Consider the following 17302-nt stretch of genomic DNA (forward strand, 5'->3'; position numbering starts at 1 on the left):
GCCCTCGTGAGCGAACAGTTCCATGTCGAACCGAACGAGCTGCGCGGGTACAGCGAGCTGCTGGACCGCAACGCCCAGCACTTCTTGACCATCAAGGACCACGCGATCTCCAAGGGCGGTGACACCAGCGGGTTCACCGGCCTGCTGACGTTGCTGCACCCCGTCGTGACCGGCGTCGCGAACCTGTACGGGGAGACGTTGGACTTCGCGAACAAGATGATGCTCAAGGACTCCGACGCGCTGAAGAAGACAGCCGAAACCTACGAGAAGGTCGACCTTCACGGCGTTCAGCTGATGAAGCAGGCCGGGGGTGGCCGATGACCACGGCATACGCAGACGTCCAGGACCCGTCGGCCGCGCTCAACGCCGCCGCCGAGGACCGCCCTGGCCGGCAGTCCACCAAGGAGCTGATGGAGGCTGCCGGGTGGAAGCTGCAGGGCGTCAACTGGATCTACGAGAAGGTCACCGGCGAGAACCTGATCGAGGCGCTGATCACCCCGCTGGTCGGTGACTTCGAGAAGATCGACGCCAACGCCAACGCGTGGGACCAGGTCGCGAAGGCGCTGGACTCCGTGCGGCACAACGTCGGCGAGGGCGCGGGCAAGCTCGGCCCGCACTGGGACGGTGCGGCCGCGCAGGGCTTCGAGCGCCGCATGGACACCATGTGGGTCATCGCGATCGAGGCGGACTCCCAGGTCGCCCGGATCATCGGCAACAAGTTCCAGTCCATGGCGTCCGCGTGCCGTTCGGCCACGAAGATCGCCCTGTTCCTGCTCGACAAGCTCTGCACCATGCTGCTCGAGGCCGCGATGACCGCGGTGATCCCGGTCGTCGGCTGGGGCCGCGCGGTGTGGATGGTCTACGACGCGATCCAGATCGTCGACGCCATCCGCAAGATCATCCAGTCGATCATGACGCTGATCGAGGGCGTCAAGGGCATGGTCGACGGCATCGTGGCGATGGGCACGGCGCTGATGAAGCTCAAGGACGTCAAGGACGTGAACGACTTCCTCGACGTGGTCGACGGCGTGCAGGACGGCAAGCAGAAGTTCGACAACGGCAAGGCCGCCGCGAAGTCCGGTGCGATCGGTGTCGGCCTGGGTGCCTACGGTCTCGGCAAGGCCGGGTCCGCGGCCTCCGGCCGTTCCAGCTCGGGCTCGGGTGGCTCCCCTGCTCCCGCTCCCGCGCCGGCTCCGGCTCCCAGTGGTGGTCAGCAATGACGTTCCCGTACGACCAGGCGCGACTGCAGGCGCTGATCAACGACGTGGACTCCAAGATCGACGATCTCGGGAAGGTCGCGACGGCCGCATCGCACGTGCAGCGCCGGTCGCGCGGGCTCTCCGAGCAGGACCTGGCCGAGATCGAACGCTTCGCGAAGTCGCCGGGCGCGCCGAAGGAGCTCAAGGACCTCCAGCGGCGCGTCGACGCCGGCGAGATGTCGTGGGCTGACGTCGCCTCTGGCCGCGCGATCAACGACGAGGGTGTGCAGAAGGCACTCGCCGTCGGCGTGCCGGACCTCCAGCGCGCTTACCGTGCGATCGAGGAGGGCCAGGACATCGACGACATCATCGCGTCGGGCAACCCGGTCCCGCAGCCGCCGGTCCGTTCGCGCCGTGCCGATGACGACGACGAGGACGACGGCCCGAGCCACTTCCGCAAGGACGCCTGGTAGTCAGGCCGGCCAGGTGCCGCTGCCGCTCAGGTGGCTGGTCCCGGTGCCGCGAACGACGTCGAAGGCGACCGCGCAGGCGGTCGCCAGCGAGCGCACCGGCTCGGTCACCTGAGGGTTGATCTCGACGCGGTCCCGGCGGACGCGCCTGCCGCCCCGCTTGGCGCGTGCGCCGGTCTCGATCCGCCCGACGTCGCCGAAGAAGCAGAGCTGCTGACCGTTCGCGTCGTGCAGTGACTGCTGCCAGGCGCCGTGCGTCTTGATCGTCCCGATCAACTGTCCCTGCGGCGTGCTGACCCGCACGTGCGGACGCCGTCCGAACTGCTTGTCGATGTGCATGATCGGCTGGCCGTGCGGTGCCACGACGTCGAGGTCGAACGTCGTCCAGCCGGAGAACCCGGTGTGCCGGAGCGGTCGCTGCAGGCCCGGTCCGCTGCGCTCGCTGACCACCATGACCGGCGTGTCGTGTTCGTCGAACACCTCCACCCGGTAGTGCGGCCGGAACAACAGGCTCATGGACGTCCACGGCTGTTCCACGTAGAGGGTGCTCACGGTGATGCAGGGTACGAGGCACTGACGGCCCGTGTGTGCGAAGCTAGCGACCCGTGCGAACTGAAGTGGTCTTGGACGCGAACGCTAAGTCGGAACTCGCTCGTCTTGTGAGCGAATTGGCCGTGGTGCACGGCAAGGTAACTCTCTCCAGCGGCAAGGAAGCCGACTACTACGTCGACCTGCGGCGGGCGACGCTGCACCACGCGGCGGCCCCCCTGATCGGCAAGCTGCTGCGGCAGCTCACCAGCGACTGGGACTTCGTCGCTGTCGGCGGTCTCACACTCGGTGCGGATCCCGTTGCCTACGCGATGATGCATTCCGCCGCGATCGACGGTGACGTGCTCGACGCGTTCGTGGTGCGCAAGGCGAGCAAGGCGCATGGCATGCAGCGGCAGATCGAGGGCATCGACGTGCGCGGGCAGCGTGTTCTTGCAGTTGAGGACACCTCCACCACGGGCGGTTCGGTGCTCACGGCCGTCACCGCGCTGCGCGAGCACGGGGCCGACGTCATCGGTGTCGCCACCGTCGTCGACCGCGGTACGGGTGCAAAAGAGGCCATCGAGGCCGAGGGTCTGCAGTACCGGTACCTGCTCGACCTGAACGACCTCGGCCTGGCCTGAGGTTTTATCGAGAGCGCTTCGAGCCACCCCGTCTTAGTCTGGAAGGCGGGGTGGTGCGAATGGCCAGGTTCTTCGCCGAAGCGGTCATGATGCTGCACTTCGCCGTGCTGGCGTTCCTGCTCGTGGGTGGGTTCATCGCATGGCGGTGGCGTGGCGTGATCTACGCACATCTGACGATCGGTGCGTGGGCGATCCTCAGTCTGCTGGTGCCGGTGACGTGCCCGCTCACGACCGCGGAGGAGTTCTTCCGCGCTCAGGCGGGGATGCCGTCGCTGGGGACCGGGTTCATCGACCACTACATCGACGGCGTCTGGTACCCGGAGAGCGCGTCGACGCTGGTCCAGCTGGTGCTGGGGTCGATCGTGATCGTCTCGTGGATCGGGTTCTACGCTGGCGCACGTGCTGCTCGAAGGCTTTCACACGGTTAAGCACGCCCTGCGCTTCGGCGCGGAGGTGCGCCCGTTGCTCACCACGAACCTGGCCGACGCGGTCGAGCTCGCCGAGTCGCACGCGCCGGACCTGGTCGAAGCCTTCCGGCAGGCCACCGAGGTCGACCGGGCCACGTTCGTGCACAAGATCGGCCGTACGCATCCGACCGGTGTCGCCGGATTCGCGGACCGGCCGGAGCTGCCGTTCGACCGGGGCGCTCCGATCGTCCTGCTCGACAACCCGCGCAACCTCGGCAACTTCGGTGCGGCCATCCGGGTGGCGGCGGGTCTGGACGCGGGCGGGGTGATCTCCACCGGTGACGTCGATCCGTGGCATCCCAACGTGCTCAGGGGATCGGCCGGCCTGCACTTCGCGTTGCCGGTCGGCAAAGCCACGAGCCTCGACTTCGAGGGCGAGCTGATCGCGTTCGACGCGGACGGCGACCTGCTGAAGGGTCCGATCCCCGACAACGCCGTGCTGGCGTTCGGTTCGGAGCGCCACGGCCTGTCGGACGAGGTCCGCGCGAAGGCCACCAGGATCGTCCGGCTGCCCATGCGGGACCAGGTCAGCAGTTACAACCTGACAACTTCTGTGGCGATGGGTCTCTACCACTGGGTGATTCATCGAGCTTCTTGACCGGTCAAGCACTCACGATGAGCCAGTGGTGATCGCGAAACTGCTGGCGGCACGCGCGGGTGTCGCGGAGCGCGCGGTGTACTCCAGGCACCTTCGACGGGTCTGGGGTGTGCCGGGCACGCTCCTCGGAGCACGGGCCTGGCCCCCGCTCTTCCGGGACAAGCTGCACTCCAGCTTCAACTACTGGTGGCAGGCGCACCTGCTCGACTGCATGATCGACGGTTACCTGCGCTCGCCCAACGAGCTGCGCAAGGCCGCGATCACCAAGGTCGTGCGGGGCATCCGGGTGCGCAACGTCCTCGGCTGGACCAACGACTTCTACGACGACATCGCGTGGCTCGGCCTCGCCCTGCAACGCGCGCAGCACGAGGTCGGTGTCGCGAAACCCAAGGCGCTCAGCGCCATCGCCGAACGGCTGCGGGACGGCTGGACCGACCACGCCGGCGGCGGTATCTGGTGGAAGCGCAAGGACGACTTCAAGAACGTGCCCGCGAACGGCCCGGCCGCGATCTTCCTGGCCCGCCAGAACGAACGCACCGACCTCGCCCGCGCCCGGTCCATCGTGGACTGGGTCGAGGACAACCTGGTCGACCCCGGCAGCGGCCTCGCGTGGGACGGTCTGCACGTCCACCCCAACGGTGAGATCCGCGAGTACGAGAAGAACATCTACACGTACTGCCAAGGAGTTCTCATCGGCGCGTGCGTGGAGCTGGCCCAGCACGGCCAGGCCGACAAGTGGCTCGACAAGGCCGCCCGCACGATCACCGCGGTGCACGACGACCTGGCGACGAACGGCGTGATCAGGGGCCAGGGCGGCGGTGACGGCGGTCTGTTCGCGGGCATCCTCACGCGCTATCTCGCCCAGGCCGCGTTGACGATCCCCGACCTCGACCCGGACCGGCACGAGACCGCGGATCTGGCCAGGGAGCTCGTCGTCCAGTCAGCGGAGGCGGCGTGGCTCAACCGCGTGATGGCGGTGAGCGGCCCGCTGTTCGGTCCGGAGTGGACGGTTCCTGCCGACGAGCGCGAGGGACGCGACCTGTCCGTCCAGCTCGGCGGCTGGATGTGCCTGGAGTCCGCGGCCCTGCTCGAACGGCACGGCCTGAACGTCGCTACTGCTTGAGGTAGCTCAGCAGCGTCTTGGCGTCCTCGCGGAACTGCTCCGGCGAGTCGTCGAGCACGAACTCCAGCAACGCGTTGCGCTCGATGCCGTCGCGCGCGAGCTCGGTCAGCACCGGCTTCCACAGGTCGCGGCGCGCGGCGAGCGGCAGCCGTTCGGTGAAACCACCGGGACCCCACGAGAAGACGTGTGCCGTCACCGGTTCCAGCGTCCGCACCTCGTGCACCGCGGAGAACACGTCCTGGCCTCCGCGCGGCTGCCAGTACGACACCACGCCGTCGACCTCGTCGAGCAGTTGAACCGTCGAGTCCAACGTGTCCGTCAGCGTGTTCCGGTGGTACTCCAACGCGATCTTCGTGCCCATCGCGTCCGCGTGCTCGACCGCGTGCTGCAACGCCTCGATCACCGGTGCGCGGTCAGGACATTCGGCCGAACCGGCGGTCCCGGCCCAGACCCGCACGAACGGCGCGTCCAGCTCGGCCGCGGTCTCCAGGATCGCCGCCAGGTCACCGCGATCGGACACACCCGCGCGGTAGTACGACCCGTACGCGGCCACCTTCAGGCCGGTGTCCAACGCCCGCCGCGCGGCCGCGAAGTCGCCGGGCGGCACGTGCACGTCGCCGCCCCACTCCACGGCCTGCAGCCCGCACTCCGTTGCCAGCTCACCGATCTCCTCGACCGTGAGCTGCCGGAACGTCACCGAGACGAGGCCGGGAATCAGCATCCGCAGGACTGCCTGTGCATCAGTGACGGCGAGAGCCGGATGGTCTCCGGCGGCCGTTCCGGGTCGGCGATCTTGGACAGCAGCAGCTTCACCGCGGTCCTGCCGATCTCCTCGACCGGCTGGGCCAGCGTGGTCAGCGGCGGTTCGATCAACGTCGCCCACTCGACCTCGTCGTACGCGACGACGGCCAGGTCGGTGCCGAGCTTCAGGCCGCGGGCACGTGCCTCGTGCAGCATGCCGACCGTGACGAGGTGGTCAGCGGCCACGACGGCGGTCGCCGGGTCGTCCTGGTCGAGCAGGGGCGCGAGCCAGCCGCTCTGCGAGACCAGCGCCTCGTCCCACTTCAGGCCCGCGCGGCCGAGGCCGAGGCGGTAGCCGAGGATGCGTTCCTCGGTCGTCGCCACGCCCGTCTTGCCGCAGACGATGCCGATCCGCCGGTGCCCCAGTTCCGCGAGGTGCTTCACCAGGCCCGAGGTCGCCTGGACGTTCTCCGGGCCGACCTGGTCGATGTCCTTGGCCACGGTCAGGCGGTCCACCAGCACCGTCGGGATGCCGAGCTTCTTGAGCTCCGGCAGCACGAGGCTGCCTCCGGTGCCGGCAGACGGTGTCAGCAACAAGCCGTCGACTCTTCGTGAGCGCAGCATTCTGACCGCTGTCTGCTCGGACTCGGGGGTGTCTCTGGTGTCGATCAGCACGAGCGAGTAGCCGTTGCGCGTCGCTTCGTTCTCGATAGCGGCGATCAGCTCGGCGAAGTACGGGTGGGAGACCAGCGACACCGCGAGGCCCAGCGACTTGGTGCCACCCATGACCAGTGATCGCGCGATGGCGTCACCCGTGTACCCGGTTTCGTCGATCGCTTTCTGGACGCGCTCTCGCGTGTCTCCGGCGACGGGCCTGGTCTCGTTGATCACGTGTGACACCGTGGTGATGGAGACCCCCGCGAGAGCCGCGACATCCCGCATGGTGACCATGGCCCGGGACCTTACCCGTATGGAGGAAGCCCTGATGGCAGCCGTGCTGTGTGTCGGGCTCACAACTCTCGACGTGACTCAACGGGTGGACGCCTTCCCGGATCCCGGGCAGAAGGTCCGCTCGCTCGACGCGGTCCTGTCGCCCGGTGGTCCCGCGGCGAACGCGGCCCGTGCCGTCGCGGCCCTGGGCGGAAAATCGTCACTGCTCACCGCGTTGGGTGCCGACGCACTGGGTGAATTCGTCCGGGCCTCCTTGGACCCGGTCCAAGTCACCGCCGTGGCCGGCACGACCCCGGTGAGCATGGTCGTCGTCAGAGACGCTGATGGGGAGCGCACGGTCGTCTCGCGCAACGCCTCGGTGCCCGTCACGGCGCCGGATTTGTCCGGCCTGCTCGCCGCCGCGGACGTCGTGCTCTTGGACGGACACCATGAAGGGCTGGTGATCCCCGTCGCCCGGCAGGCGCAAGCAGCTGGATTGCCTGTGGTGCTCGACGCCGGGAGCTGGAAACCTGTCCTCGATCACCTGTTGCCGCTGGTGGACGTGGCCGCCTGCGCTTCGGGGTTCGAGCGGTCCGACGCCGAGGTGCACGCCTTCGGAGTGCCGCTGGTGATCCGCACGCAGGGTGCGGCACCGGTGACCTGGTCGCGGAACGGCTCGACCGGAGAGGTGCCCGTGCCCTCGGTGGAGGTGAAGGACACGAACGGTGCCGGGGACGTCTGGCACGGCGCGTACGCCTACGCGCTGGCGTCAGGTGCGGACCCGGTGGAGGCCATCGGCTTCGCGTCGCAAGCGGCCGCTGTTCGCGTCGGCGCGGTCGGGGACTGGGTTGAGAGGCTGGCACGGTGGCAGGACAGCAGGTCAGGTTCGACGAGCTGCTAGAGCGGGCTCGAGTGCTCACGGATCAGGGTGAGCGCAAGATTCTCGGCATCGGAGGCGCACCGGGTTCTGGCAAGTCGACACTCGCGCGACGGCTCGTCGAGGCCCTCGACGGCCAGGCGGTGCTCGTCGAGATGGACGGCTTCCACCTCGCGCAGAGCGAGCTCGAACGGCTGCGGCTGGTCGAACGCAAGGGCGCGCCGGACACGTTCGACATCCCCGGCTACGTGGACCTGCTCGGCCGGATCAAGGCGTGCGGGCCGGACATGATCTACGCGCCGCAGTTCCGCCGCGAGATCGAGGAACCGGTCGCCTGCGCGGTGCCGGTGCACCCGGACGTCCCGCTCGTCGTCACCGAGGGCAACTACCTGCTGCTCAACTACGACAAGTGGAAGCGCGTCCGGATCATCCTGGACGAGGCGTGGTTCCTGTTCATCGACGAGGACGTGCGCGTGCAACGCCTGATCGACCGCCACCTGCGGTACGGGCGTACCTTGTCGGAGGCGGAGGAACGGGTGCTGCACGGCACGGACCACGTCAACGCGTTGATGGTCAACTCGTCGAAGGGATCAGCGGATCTGCTGATCACGGAAGTGCTTTAGGCGGGTGCCTTGACCTCGGACAGATCGCCCAGCGTGTTCATGAGCCACGCGGGACCGGACAAGGAGCGGTTCGTCATCCCGTTCAGCCTCGCGCTGTGGGACAACGGGGTCAGGGCCTGGGTCGACCGGTGGGAGCTCAAGCTCGGCGAGAGCCTCGTCGGGCAGCTCTTCGACGAGGGCATCGCGAAGTCGGACGTGCTGATCGCCGTGCTGTCGAAGCACAGCGCGGCGTCGCGGTGGATGACCGAGGAGGTGCGCGCCGCGATCAACCTGCGGATCAGCGGCAGGATCAGGGTCATCCCGATCCGGATCGACGACGTGGAGATCCCTCCCGCGCTGCTCGACATCACCTGGATCGACGTCGACCCCACCGACGTCCAGCTGGGTCTGCAACGGGTGCTGCGGGCGATCTACGACGTTTCCGAACGGCCGCCGCTCGGTTCGCCACCGGCCTGGGCGGTGCCGTTGCAGACGAGGATCGGCCGGGCGGTGAGCGGCTGCCCCGGTTTCCCGGAACTAGGAGACCTGCCTTCCGACCGGGTGCGGCCGGCCGTCGCGACGTGGTTCACGTCGTGCGAGGAGGCCTTCGCGGACGTGCTGCGCGGCGTCGCGGAGGCCGTGCGGGACGGAGACGACGTCGACTGGGCGATCGGTCGCGTCCGCAACTCGGCCGCACCTGCGTATGCGGCACTGCTCGTGTCGTACGCCTACGGGGTGGCCGCCACCGCGGTGGAACGGGACGAGCTGGTGTGGGAGGCGCTGCACGGGCATCCGATGCCGCTGTACCGGGTCGTCGATCCCCAGTACGTGGACGGGCTGCTGAGCACGCGGCTGCGCAGGGTGCTGCGGCCGGTGTTCGACCTGGTGCGGGACACGCGGTACGAGGACGCCTTCGAGGAGTACGAGTACCTGCGGTCGTTGATCGAGGTGCACGACTCGGTGGCGGCGCCGTCGCTCGGTGAGTTCGCCCGGCGCGGCTCACCGGTCGGCGAACGGATGGCGGCCAGGCTGGAACGCCTGCTCGGCGCGGAAATCCTCGCGGCAGCACAGCGGAAACTGGCGGCCGCGATCGAGAACCGGAATCGCGGCCGCTAGTAGCCACGCCGCTAGGAGCAGCTGATCTGGTGGCAGCCCTGTGGGTTGCCGCTCGCCTGGTTGCCGCTCGCACTGGCCACACCGCCTGGATTCGGGCCGACCCAGATGCCGAACTGGTTGTTGTTGTCCGAGATGTTGTTGGACAACCTGATGTCGCTGCCGAACGGCAGGTAGAGGCGCAAGCCGTCGTTGACGCGATTGCCTCCCTTGTCGAAGACCTGCGAGTCGCTGTCGTGGCCGTTGGACGTCAACGTGTTGCTGTCGATGAGCACGTTGCCCGGCCGGTGGTTCAGCGTGTTGATGAACAGGCCGACGCCGCCGTGGTTCGAGAAGCTGTTCCCGCTGATCGACCCGCTCTGCAGGAACCCACCGGGGAACGGCGGCTCGTCGCGCACCTGCAGGCCGTGCCATCCACCGCTGAAGTTGTTGCGCAGGATCGTCACCGATGCCGCGGCGAGCAGCAGCCCGTTGCCCGCGGTCGCGGTGATCGTGCTGTCGGTGATCGTCGCGGTCTGTGCGGCGAGGGTGTTCATGGTGCCCTGCACCAGGTTGCTCAGCACCACCGAGCGGCACCGCACGTCACCGACCTCCATGGTGCCGCCGAGGACGGTGAGCGAGGAGTTGAGGTCGAGGTCGCAGGTGATCCAGACGGCGTCGAGGGCGGCGCCGTCGAACACGCACGACGAGCTCTCCGTGCAGGTGAAGGTGTCGATGATGAAACCGCCGCCGGACATGGTCACCGACGACCTGCGGAACGTCGTGGTGATCAGCGCACCGCCGGCCTGGCTGGTCGTGACCCTGGTCAGCTGGGTGTTGGCCGCGTCAGTGCCCTGCATGCCCGAGATGGTCGTGATGTCGATGATCTGGGCGCCGTTGGTGTTCGTCAGCACAACACCGGTGGTCGGGTCGGATTCGATGTCGCCGTTGCGGATGACCGCTCCGGACACGCCGTCCACGACCACGCCGGTGCCGGCGGAGATGGTGAAGCCGCCGAGATCGAGCACCACGTCGTTGCCGCCGATCGTGACCCCGGTCCCGCTGCCGCACTGCAGATGCCCGGTGAGCAGCGCGCTCTGGGTGATCCGGTCACCGCACTGCACACCGGTCTGCGGCAGTGCGACGGTGAAGGTCTGGCGTTCCTCGTCCACGATCTCGCCGCGGAACACGCGCAGGGTCGCCACGTACGGGCCGGGCGAGGTGAACGCCTGCTGGAAGTCCTTCTCGCCCGACGGCGTGGTGCCGCCGGGACCGGACACCGTCCACTCCCAGCGCTCCGGCTGACCTTCGACCGCCGCGCTGAAGTTCACCGGCTGCCCGGTCAGCGGTGTCGGTGGCTGGACGCTGATCGAGGAGATGTTCAACGTCACCCCGCTGGGGGACGACGAGACGGTCATCGCGACGGTCGCCACGGGAGCACGCCGCCCGGACACGGTCACCGCGGACACGCTGACCTGGTACGTACCGGTGCGATCCCACTGATGTCGCACCGTCGTCCCGGTACCGGTGGTGTCGTCGCCGAACGTCCAGCGCGCGGAAGCGACGGCGTTGTCCTTCACCCGCACGGTGAACTCGGCCTCCTCGCCGACGCCGAGCCGGGTGCCCGGCCGCACCTCGATGGACACGTCCCTCGCGGTGATGCCACCGCCGTCAGGGAATCCGGTCGCCGGCGGCACCCGCTGCTCGCCCGGCCGGCTCGGGTCGTCCCGCCGATTCGGGTTGTTCGGGTCTGGAACCGGGTCGGGCCTCTGTTGCTCCTGGTCCTTCTTCTGGTCGTCGGGCACCTGCGGGTCGTTGCCGGTCTGCTTGGCCGGGTCGTACTTCGGGATCGGCTTCACCCTGCCGTTGATGTCGACCACACCGGCCTGGTCGGTGTCCGGGTCGTTGAAGAACACGTACCCGTCGCGGCTGATCAGCTCGAAGTTCCTCTTCCCGCCGAAGATCTCTGCTTCGTGCACGAGCCCGGCGGTCGCCAGGTCGATGATCAAGACTCGGCCACGCCCGTAGTCGGGGACGAACGCGTGACCCGCCGCCACCACAGCAGGCCCCAGCTCACCCTTGTCCACCTCGACCGGAGTGCACTGGCCCTCGGCGTAACCACACGACAGCACCAGTCCTCGCGCGCCGATCGACACGAGCACGCGGTCGGTGCTGCCCGCGATCGCGATCTCGTCGTGGACCCCGGCGTCGATCGTGACCGACTTCAGCGGATTGCCGCTGTCCGGGTCGAGCAGCTCTGCCACCCGGCGGTCCTGGTCGACGAGCACCGGGCCGTCGGTGAGCTTGGCGACCCGCGGGGTGCCCTTGTGCCGTGCGGGAGTCCGGCTGCCACCGGCGTACCGGGTCGGCGCTCCGGTGCTCGGGTCCATCGCCCACAGGGCGTTGCCCTGCACGGCGATGTCCTGCGTGTGCTGCGGCAACGACTGGAGCTGACCGATGGGAGCGAGCGTGGCCGGGTCGGTGCGGGTGAGCACGCCCTTGCTCGCGTTGAGCGCGTAGACGGCGTCCGCTGCCGGCACGATCGTCAGCGCGTTCTCGGCGCCTGGCAACGGGGTGGCCGCTGCCCCTGCGATGAGCGTCGCGCCGTCGATCCTGGTCACCGTGCCCGCACCGCGGTTCACCGCATAGCCGGTCGAACCCTGTTGCACCGCACCGAGTTTCGTGCCCGGATCAGCGACCTTGACGCTCGCCGCGACCTCCTCGGACGTGCCGTCGAGGAGCGTGAGGTGGCCGATGCCGTTGGACGCGAGCCACACGACTCCTGGGTGCAGCCGCACCTCTGGCGCCGGGTACTGCTCGGCCAGCCCGGCGAACGCCAGCGCCGTCGCGGCGGCGATCGTCGTTGCCGTCCAGGCGAAGAGACGGCGCCTGCTGTTCATCGGCGCACCTCTGCTCTGCGGACGAGCCGCCATTGCCGCCACGCCATGAGCAGCGGGCGTGGGCTGAGCGCGGCTCGGAACCGGCCTGGCGACAGGCGTCTCGGGTGCAGCTCACGGCGCATCGCGGCCTCCAGCGCCCAGGCCGCGCGGACGGTGTCGTCGTTCGGTTCGTCCGCGGCGAACACGGCGGCCTCGGCCATCGGGGCGAGGCGGTGCAGGGTTCCGGACCTCGACGTCGCGGCGACCTGGCGGGCGGTCAGGGTCACCGGCACCGCGAGCCCGCGCTCCACCAGCCGGTCCAGCGACTCGCGCCACGCCCCGAGCACGCGATCGGCCGGGGCGCCGCGCCGTCTTCGCCACCGCCACAGCACCTTCGTCAGCACGATCGTGCCTGCCGTGAGCACGATCAGTCCGGCCAGGCCGAGTCCCGTCACCAGCGCTGCCTGCCGGATCGTGCGGCCGAGCGAACCGGAGTCGTCGCCTTTCTCGGTGACGATCGGGTCGAGCTCTGGTGACTCCTGCGGCACCTGTTGCGCGATCGACTCGAACGCGGCGTTGTTCATCGGGTCGTGCGGGTCCGGGGGGACCTTGGTGAGGTCGGTCGGTTCGAACGCCACCCAGCCGTAGCCGCTGAAGTGCACCTCGGCCCACGCGTGCGCGTCGTGGGACGTCACGGTGAACTGGCCGTCCTTCGCGTCGCGCAGGCGGTACCCGACGGCGACCCGGCTCGGCAGGTTCAGGAGGCGGGCCAGCACCGCGAACGCCGAAGCGTGTTGTTCGGCGTACGCCTGGGAGTCACCAGGCTGAGTGCCGTCGAACATCCGCATGATCGCGCCGTAGGAGTGGCCGGGCCGGGCGTCGAGGCTGTAGGGCAACGACTGCAGGTGCTTCTCGAGCGCGGTCAGCTGCCCGTACGGGGTGCGTTCGCCCTTGGTGATCTCCAGCGCGAGCACCTGCAGCCTGGCCGGCATGCCTGCGGGTTTCTCGGTGTAGCGGCGGTACTTCGGCGTCGAGCTGGGCGGGGCGAGGAGCAGCCCCTCGTCCCTGGGACTGAGCTGAGCGCTGAAGCGGTAGGTGGTTCCGCTGATCCGGCCGGTGCCGATGAGCGTGCCGGAAGAGTCGCAGAACCCCATCGGCGTCTGCGTCTCGAGGCTGGTCGGCCACCCGGCGACCGGCAGGTGCGGCCCGGTGAGCCGGTCGATCGTGACCTCGCCGGTCATCGGCAAGGACGTGCTGCCGTCGGCGTCGGCCGCGAGCTCGTGGCCCGCGGCGGGGAACGAGTCGCTGGACGTCCACAACGCGCCGTCGAACCGGTCGAGCGCGGCGGTCCTGATCTTGTCCACCGTGGACTCGCTCACGCGGACGGTGAAGAGCCTGTCGGGTTCTGGTTGGCGGAGCTGGCGTTTCACCGCCGCGAGGGGCGTGACGGCGTCGCTCGCCAACGGTGGTGGTGGCCGCAGCTCGCGCGGGTCGAAGCGGTTGTCACCCAAGCCGAGCGCGCTGGTCGCGACGAATGCGAGCGCAGCGACCACGCCGATCGTCGGTGCCCCGACCACGACCCTGGTCACGCTCATCCGCCGGTTCGGTGTCGCGCTTCGGTTGGCGCGCAACAACACCAGCGTCAATGCGAGCGTCAGGAACAGCGCCGCCACGTCCAGGTGCGAGCCCGGCCGCTTGGCGATGAAGAGCAGACAGATCACGAAGGCCACGAGCGGCGGTGCCGTCGGAGCCAGTGCGTTGCCGTGCCGGAGCGCGATGCGAGTGGCGATGAACGCGGCGGCCCAGGTCAGCAGCATCGGCGTGACCAGCAGTTCACCGCGGACATCGGCGGGCAGCCCGGTGGTGAGCATCCGCGCCCAGCCGCCCCCGATGCCGCGCAGCAGTTCAAGCCCGGTCCGCGGGGTCGGCACGAAGCCCCACAGCGTGTCCCGCAGCGCGAGGTAGGCGACGAGCAGCGCGAATACGCCGAACGCCAGCGCAAGGGCGCCGCCGAGTCGCCAGTGGAGCGTCGCGATGAGCGCGCCTGCGGTTGCGGAGGCGAGCACGGGAAGCAGGAAACCGTTGGTGGCGAAGAACTCCGCGTACAGCAGCCCGCTCGTCGCGGCGAGCGCGGCGCAGAGGAGCGTGGTCAGCCATCGGATCATCGCGTCACCAGCTCGTTCCACAGCGCGGCGAACTCGGTGCTGGTGCGGGCGTCGACGGTGACCGCACCGGGCGGTTCGGCGCCGGCTCTCTCCCCGATCCGGACGAGACTGATCATGAGGAACCGCGACCTGACGGCCGGAAGGCAGGCCAGCTCCTCGGCGTGCGGTGAACCGGTGACGACGGTCAGCGCCACACCCTCGATGCTCGACGCGACGTCCGCCACGAGGCCGGGCAGCCCGCGCAGGCCGGCGCCGTCGTCGGGCTCCACGGTGGACAGCAGATCCAGAGCGGGCAGCTCGTCGGTCGACCACCACTCGGCGGGACGGTGGTCCCCGGTCCGGACGTCGGCGGTGGTGCGCAGGTCGAGCGGGAACGCCGCCCGGCTCGCCGCGCGGACCAGCGACGCGGCCACCCGCACGGCGTCCTCGAAGCTCTCGCTGGGGTACGACGCTCGCCGGGTGTCGAGCACGACCAGCTGCCGCGGTTCGTCCGGGATCACGTGATGGCGCACGACGGCCTTGCCCGTGCGAGCGGTGGACCGCCAGTGGATGAGCCGCCAGTCGTCGCCCGGCACGTAGTCGCGCAGGCTGTGGAACGCCACGCCACCCTGCGGCGACCCGCTCGACGTCGGGCCCTCGGCGTCCTGCGGCCCGCCCGTCGGCGGCGCGGCCACGACGTGCGCGCGGGGATGGACGCGCACGACCGACTCCGTCCCGGACGTGCTGCCGATCTTCATCAACCGGAACGGGTCGGAGTGCCCCACCTCCGGTGTTTCCAGCACGTGCACACCGCGGCGCAGTTGTGGCAGGTCGTAGTGGTGGCGGTGGCTGCTGCGACCGGCGAGGCTCGGCACTTCGATCGAGACGGGGTGCCCGCCGACCTTCTCCACCAGCGACACCGGTGGGCTGCGGCGGCGCCCGTTGTTCACGACGACGAGCGTGACACCGGCTTCCTCACCCTCGGTCACCCGCAACGGCCAGATCCCGGCGCGCGTCGCGGTGAGCTCCGGCCTCAGCAGCATCCAGAGCGCGGCCACCAGGAACGCGGCCGCGCAGGCGAGGGCGATGAGCACCAGCTCGGGGTAGTCGGCGAGGAGGCCTGCGCCCAGCAGCACCACCCCTGCCACCGCGACGGTGACACCGCCCCTGGTCAGGCCCATCGCTTCCGCGGCGCAGGCACGCCTTCGGCGTCTCTGAGCAGTCCGTTGAGGATGGTCTCCACGTTCGCGCCGTGCATCCGCGCCTCTGGCTTGAGCAGCACCCGGTGGCTCAGCACCGGCAACGCCACTGCCCGCACGTCGTCCGTGACGACGAAGTCCTGGCCCTGCGCGGCCGCGTACGCCTGCGCGGCGGCGGCCAGCGCGATGCAGCCGCGTGGGCTGATGCCGAGCCGCACCGAGTCGTGGCCGCGCGTGCGCATGGCGACCTGGACGATGTAGTTCTTGATCGGATCGGACACGTGGACGCTCTGCGCCACCTTGATGAGGCCGCGCAGGTCGTCCACCTGCATCACCGGTTCCAGCAGCCGCTCGGGCGTCCTGCGCGCGATGCCGTTGGTGATGACCTGCATCTCCTCCAGCGGGTCCGACGGGTAGCCGACCTCGATCCGCATCATGAACCGGTCGAGTTGCGCCTCCGGCAACGCGTACGTGCCCTGGTGCTCGATCGGGTTCTGCGTGGCGATGCAGAGGAACGGGTCCGGCACCGGGCGCGGCAGGCCGTCGATCGTCACCTGCTGCTCGGCCATCACCTCGAGCAGTGCCGACTGCGTCTTCGGTGACGCGCGGTTGATCTCGTCACCGATGACGATGTTGGCGAAGACCGGCCCCTCGATGAACTTGAAGACGTGATTGGCCTGGTCGTAGGTCTGCACCCCGATCACGTCGGACGGCAGCAGGTCCGGCGTGAACTGAATGCGTCGCAGTTTCACGCCTGAGATGGACCGCGCGATGGCCTTGGCCAGCGAGGTCTTCGCGACGCCAGGGACGTCCTCGATCAACAGGTGCCCCTGCGCGAACAGGCACACCAGCGCCAGCCGCACGACCTCGGGTTTGCCGCGGATGAACGTCTCGACGTTGCCCGCGAGGGTGGTGAACCGATCGGCGAAGTGCTTGACGTCGGACATGCGCACCCTCCGTTTGGTCGCAGACAAGTCTGCGATCGGCCCAGGAGGGGATCAATGTCAAAACAACGACAGGAATTGCGCAGGTGCTCTAGGAAGCGACTTCGACCGTTTCGTCGATGGGCTTCTGCATCTCCTGGCGGTAGCGCCAGATGCCCCACCCGGTGCCGCCGAGGAAGAACGCGATGCTGACGACCAGGGCGGCCGTCTCCAGCCACGGGAGCTGCTGCAGGATGCCCGCGCCGTAGTAGCCGGCGAGCACCAGCGTCGGCACCCAGGCGATGGCGCCGAGGGTGGTGGCCAGCGTGAACCGGCGGATGTCCATCCGCGCGGCACCGGCGATCATCGGCGCCAGCGTGCGGATCCAGGGCAGCCAGCGGGCGAGCACGACGGCCCAGAACCCGCGCCGGTCGAGGAAGTCGCCCGCGCGTTTGAGGTTCTGCCGGTTCAGCACCTTGCCGCCCTTGCGAGCGAGCACACGGGTGCCGGTGCCCCTGCCGATGAAGTATCCGACCTGGTTGCCGACGACAGCCACGATCAGGGCCACGAGGGACAGCGCCCACGCCGACAGTTCGCTGTTGTGCGTCGCCAGCACCACACCGGCGGCGAACAGCAGCGAGTCACCAGGCAGGAAGAGCCCGAAGATGAACGCGCATTCGACGAAGATGAAGCTGAGCACGATGACCCACACGGCCACCGGACCAGCGGTCTCCAGCGAGGCGAAAGCATGTGCCACGGTGAGCCAGCCTACGTCGTGCTGCGCCGGCGGCACGGCGACATCGGTCTGACGGGACGACGAAATCTTGATTGAGCACGCTCGGTCACCACGTGAACACCCTTCCGTTGAGATCACTTTCGAGTGAAC

The 17302-nt window shown here is 69.1% G+C and carries 18 protein-coding genes; 10 read left to right on the forward strand and 8 right to left on the reverse strand.

The genetic code is table 11. The features are described from left to right. Window positions 1-6 precede the first annotated feature (6 nt). From SK803_RS06915 to SK803_RS06925, 3 genes are read left to right on the forward strand one after another with little or no spacing between them, the layout of a single operon-like run. Window positions 7-321: a hypothetical protein gene (locus tag SK803_RS06915; RefSeq protein ID WP_319964935.1), complete on the forward strand. Its 315-nt coding sequence runs from the start codon at window positions 7-9 to the stop codon at window positions 319-321. Beyond that, entirely contained in the window at window positions 318-1220 is a 903-nt protein-coding gene (locus SK803_RS06920; protein WP_319964936.1) for a WXG100 family type VII secretion target, read from the forward strand. The genes SK803_RS06915 and SK803_RS06920 overlap by 4 nt, the downstream gene beginning before the upstream one ends. Continuing rightward, window positions 1217-1672: a hypothetical protein gene (locus SK803_RS06925; protein WP_319964937.1), complete on the forward strand. Its 456-nt coding sequence runs from the start codon at window positions 1217-1219 to the stop codon at window positions 1670-1672. Before SK803_RS06920 ends, SK803_RS06925 begins: the two co-directional genes overlap by 4 nt. On the opposite strand, the gene SK803_RS06930 is transcribed toward SK803_RS06925, so the two are convergent. Beyond that, window positions 1673-2221: an LURP-one-related/scramblase family protein gene (locus tag SK803_RS06930; RefSeq protein ID WP_319964938.1), complete on the reverse strand. Its 549-nt coding sequence runs from the start codon at window positions 2219-2221 to the stop codon at window positions 1673-1675. Between the two features lie 71 nt (window positions 2222-2292). Here SK803_RS06930 and pyrE point away from each other — a divergent pair, with 71 nt between their 5' ends. From pyrE to SK803_RS06950, 4 genes are read left to right on the forward strand one after another with little or no spacing between them, the layout of a single operon-like run. Then, entirely contained in the window at window positions 2293-2841 is a 549-nt protein-coding gene (gene pyrE, locus SK803_RS06935; RefSeq protein WP_319964939.1) for an orotate phosphoribosyltransferase, read from the forward strand. Window positions 2842-2900: 59 nt separating this feature from the next. Then, window positions 2901-3269 (forward strand): DUF2784 domain-containing protein, encoded by a 369-nt coding sequence (locus SK803_RS06940; RefSeq protein ID WP_319964940.1) that lies wholly within the window; start codon window positions 2901-2903, stop codon window positions 3267-3269. Further along, entirely contained in the window at window positions 3241-3906 is a 666-nt protein-coding gene (locus SK803_RS06945) for a TrmH family RNA methyltransferase (protein WP_319964941.1), read from the forward strand. The genes SK803_RS06940 and SK803_RS06945 overlap by 29 nt, the downstream gene beginning before the upstream one ends. A 25-nt stretch (window positions 3907-3931) precedes the next feature. Next, window positions 3932-5029, forward strand: coding sequence for a glycoside hydrolase family 76 protein (locus tag SK803_RS06950; RefSeq protein ID WP_319964942.1), 1098 nt, complete (start codon window positions 3932-3934; stop codon window positions 5027-5029). Here the strand turns inward: SK803_RS06950 and SK803_RS06955 are convergent. After that, complete coding sequence (locus tag SK803_RS06955; RefSeq protein WP_319964943.1) at window positions 5019-5750, reverse strand: sugar phosphate isomerase/epimerase family protein; 732 nt, start codon at window positions 5748-5750, stop codon at window positions 5019-5021. The genes SK803_RS06950 and SK803_RS06955 overlap by 11 nt on opposite strands. Beyond that, the gene (locus SK803_RS06960; protein WP_319964944.1) at window positions 5744-6721 is read right to left on the reverse strand and encodes a LacI family DNA-binding transcriptional regulator; all 978 of its coding nucleotides are present in this window, start codon (window positions 6719-6721) and stop codon (window positions 5744-5746) included. Before SK803_RS06960 ends, SK803_RS06955 begins: the two co-directional genes overlap by 7 nt. Window positions 6722-6755: 34 nt before the next feature. On the opposite strand from SK803_RS06960, the gene SK803_RS06965 reads away from it, so the two are divergent. Genes SK803_RS06965 through SK803_RS06975 form a run of 3 tightly spaced genes read left to right on the forward strand, consistent with a single transcriptional unit; the run spans window position 6756 to window position 9295 of the window. Further along, on the forward strand, window positions 6756-7601 hold the full coding sequence (locus SK803_RS06965; protein WP_319964945.1) for a PfkB family carbohydrate kinase: 846 nt from the start codon (window positions 6756-6758) through the stop codon (window positions 7599-7601). Between the two features lie 11 nt (window positions 7602-7612). After that, on the forward strand, window positions 7613-8200 hold the full coding sequence (locus SK803_RS06970) for a nucleoside/nucleotide kinase family protein (RefSeq protein ID WP_319964946.1): 588 nt from the start codon (window positions 7613-7615) through the stop codon (window positions 8198-8200). A gap of 39 nt (window positions 8201-8239) precedes the next feature. Then, a complete protein-coding gene (locus SK803_RS06975; protein ID WP_319964947.1) occupies window positions 8240-9295 on the forward strand; it encodes a toll/interleukin-1 receptor domain-containing protein in 1056 nt (351 codons plus the stop codon). A gap of 11 nt (window positions 9296-9306) precedes the next feature. Here SK803_RS06975 and SK803_RS06980 read toward each other — a convergent pair whose 3' ends face one another. From SK803_RS06980 to SK803_RS07000, 5 genes are all read right to left on the reverse strand, one after another. Continuing rightward, window positions 9307-12171: a PKD domain-containing protein gene (locus SK803_RS06980; RefSeq protein WP_319964948.1), complete on the reverse strand. Its 2865-nt coding sequence runs from the start codon at window positions 12169-12171 to the stop codon at window positions 9307-9309. After that, window positions 12168-14315 (reverse strand): transglutaminase family protein, encoded by a 2148-nt coding sequence (locus SK803_RS06985; RefSeq protein ID WP_319964949.1) that lies wholly within the window; start codon window positions 14313-14315, stop codon window positions 12168-12170. The genes SK803_RS06980 and SK803_RS06985 overlap by 4 nt, the downstream gene beginning before the upstream one ends. Next, window positions 14312-15475: a DUF58 domain-containing protein gene (locus SK803_RS06990; RefSeq protein WP_319964950.1), complete on the reverse strand. Its 1164-nt coding sequence runs from the start codon at window positions 15473-15475 to the stop codon at window positions 14312-14314. Before SK803_RS06990 ends, SK803_RS06985 begins: the two co-directional genes overlap by 4 nt. Beyond that, window positions 15466-16440, reverse strand: coding sequence for an AAA family ATPase (locus SK803_RS06995; RefSeq protein WP_319964951.1), 975 nt, complete (start codon window positions 16438-16440; stop codon window positions 15466-15468). The genes SK803_RS06990 and SK803_RS06995 overlap by 10 nt, the downstream gene beginning before the upstream one ends. Window positions 16441-16528: 88 nt before the next feature. Further along, entirely contained in the window at window positions 16529-17173 is a 645-nt protein-coding gene (locus SK803_RS07000) for a DedA family protein (RefSeq protein ID WP_319964952.1), read from the reverse strand. Window positions 17174-17302: the final 129 nt, after the last annotated feature.

Source organism: Lentzea miocenica, assembly GCF_033949945.1.
GTDB lineage: Bacteria > Actinomycetota > Actinomycetes > Mycobacteriales > Pseudonocardiaceae > Lentzea > Lentzea miocenica.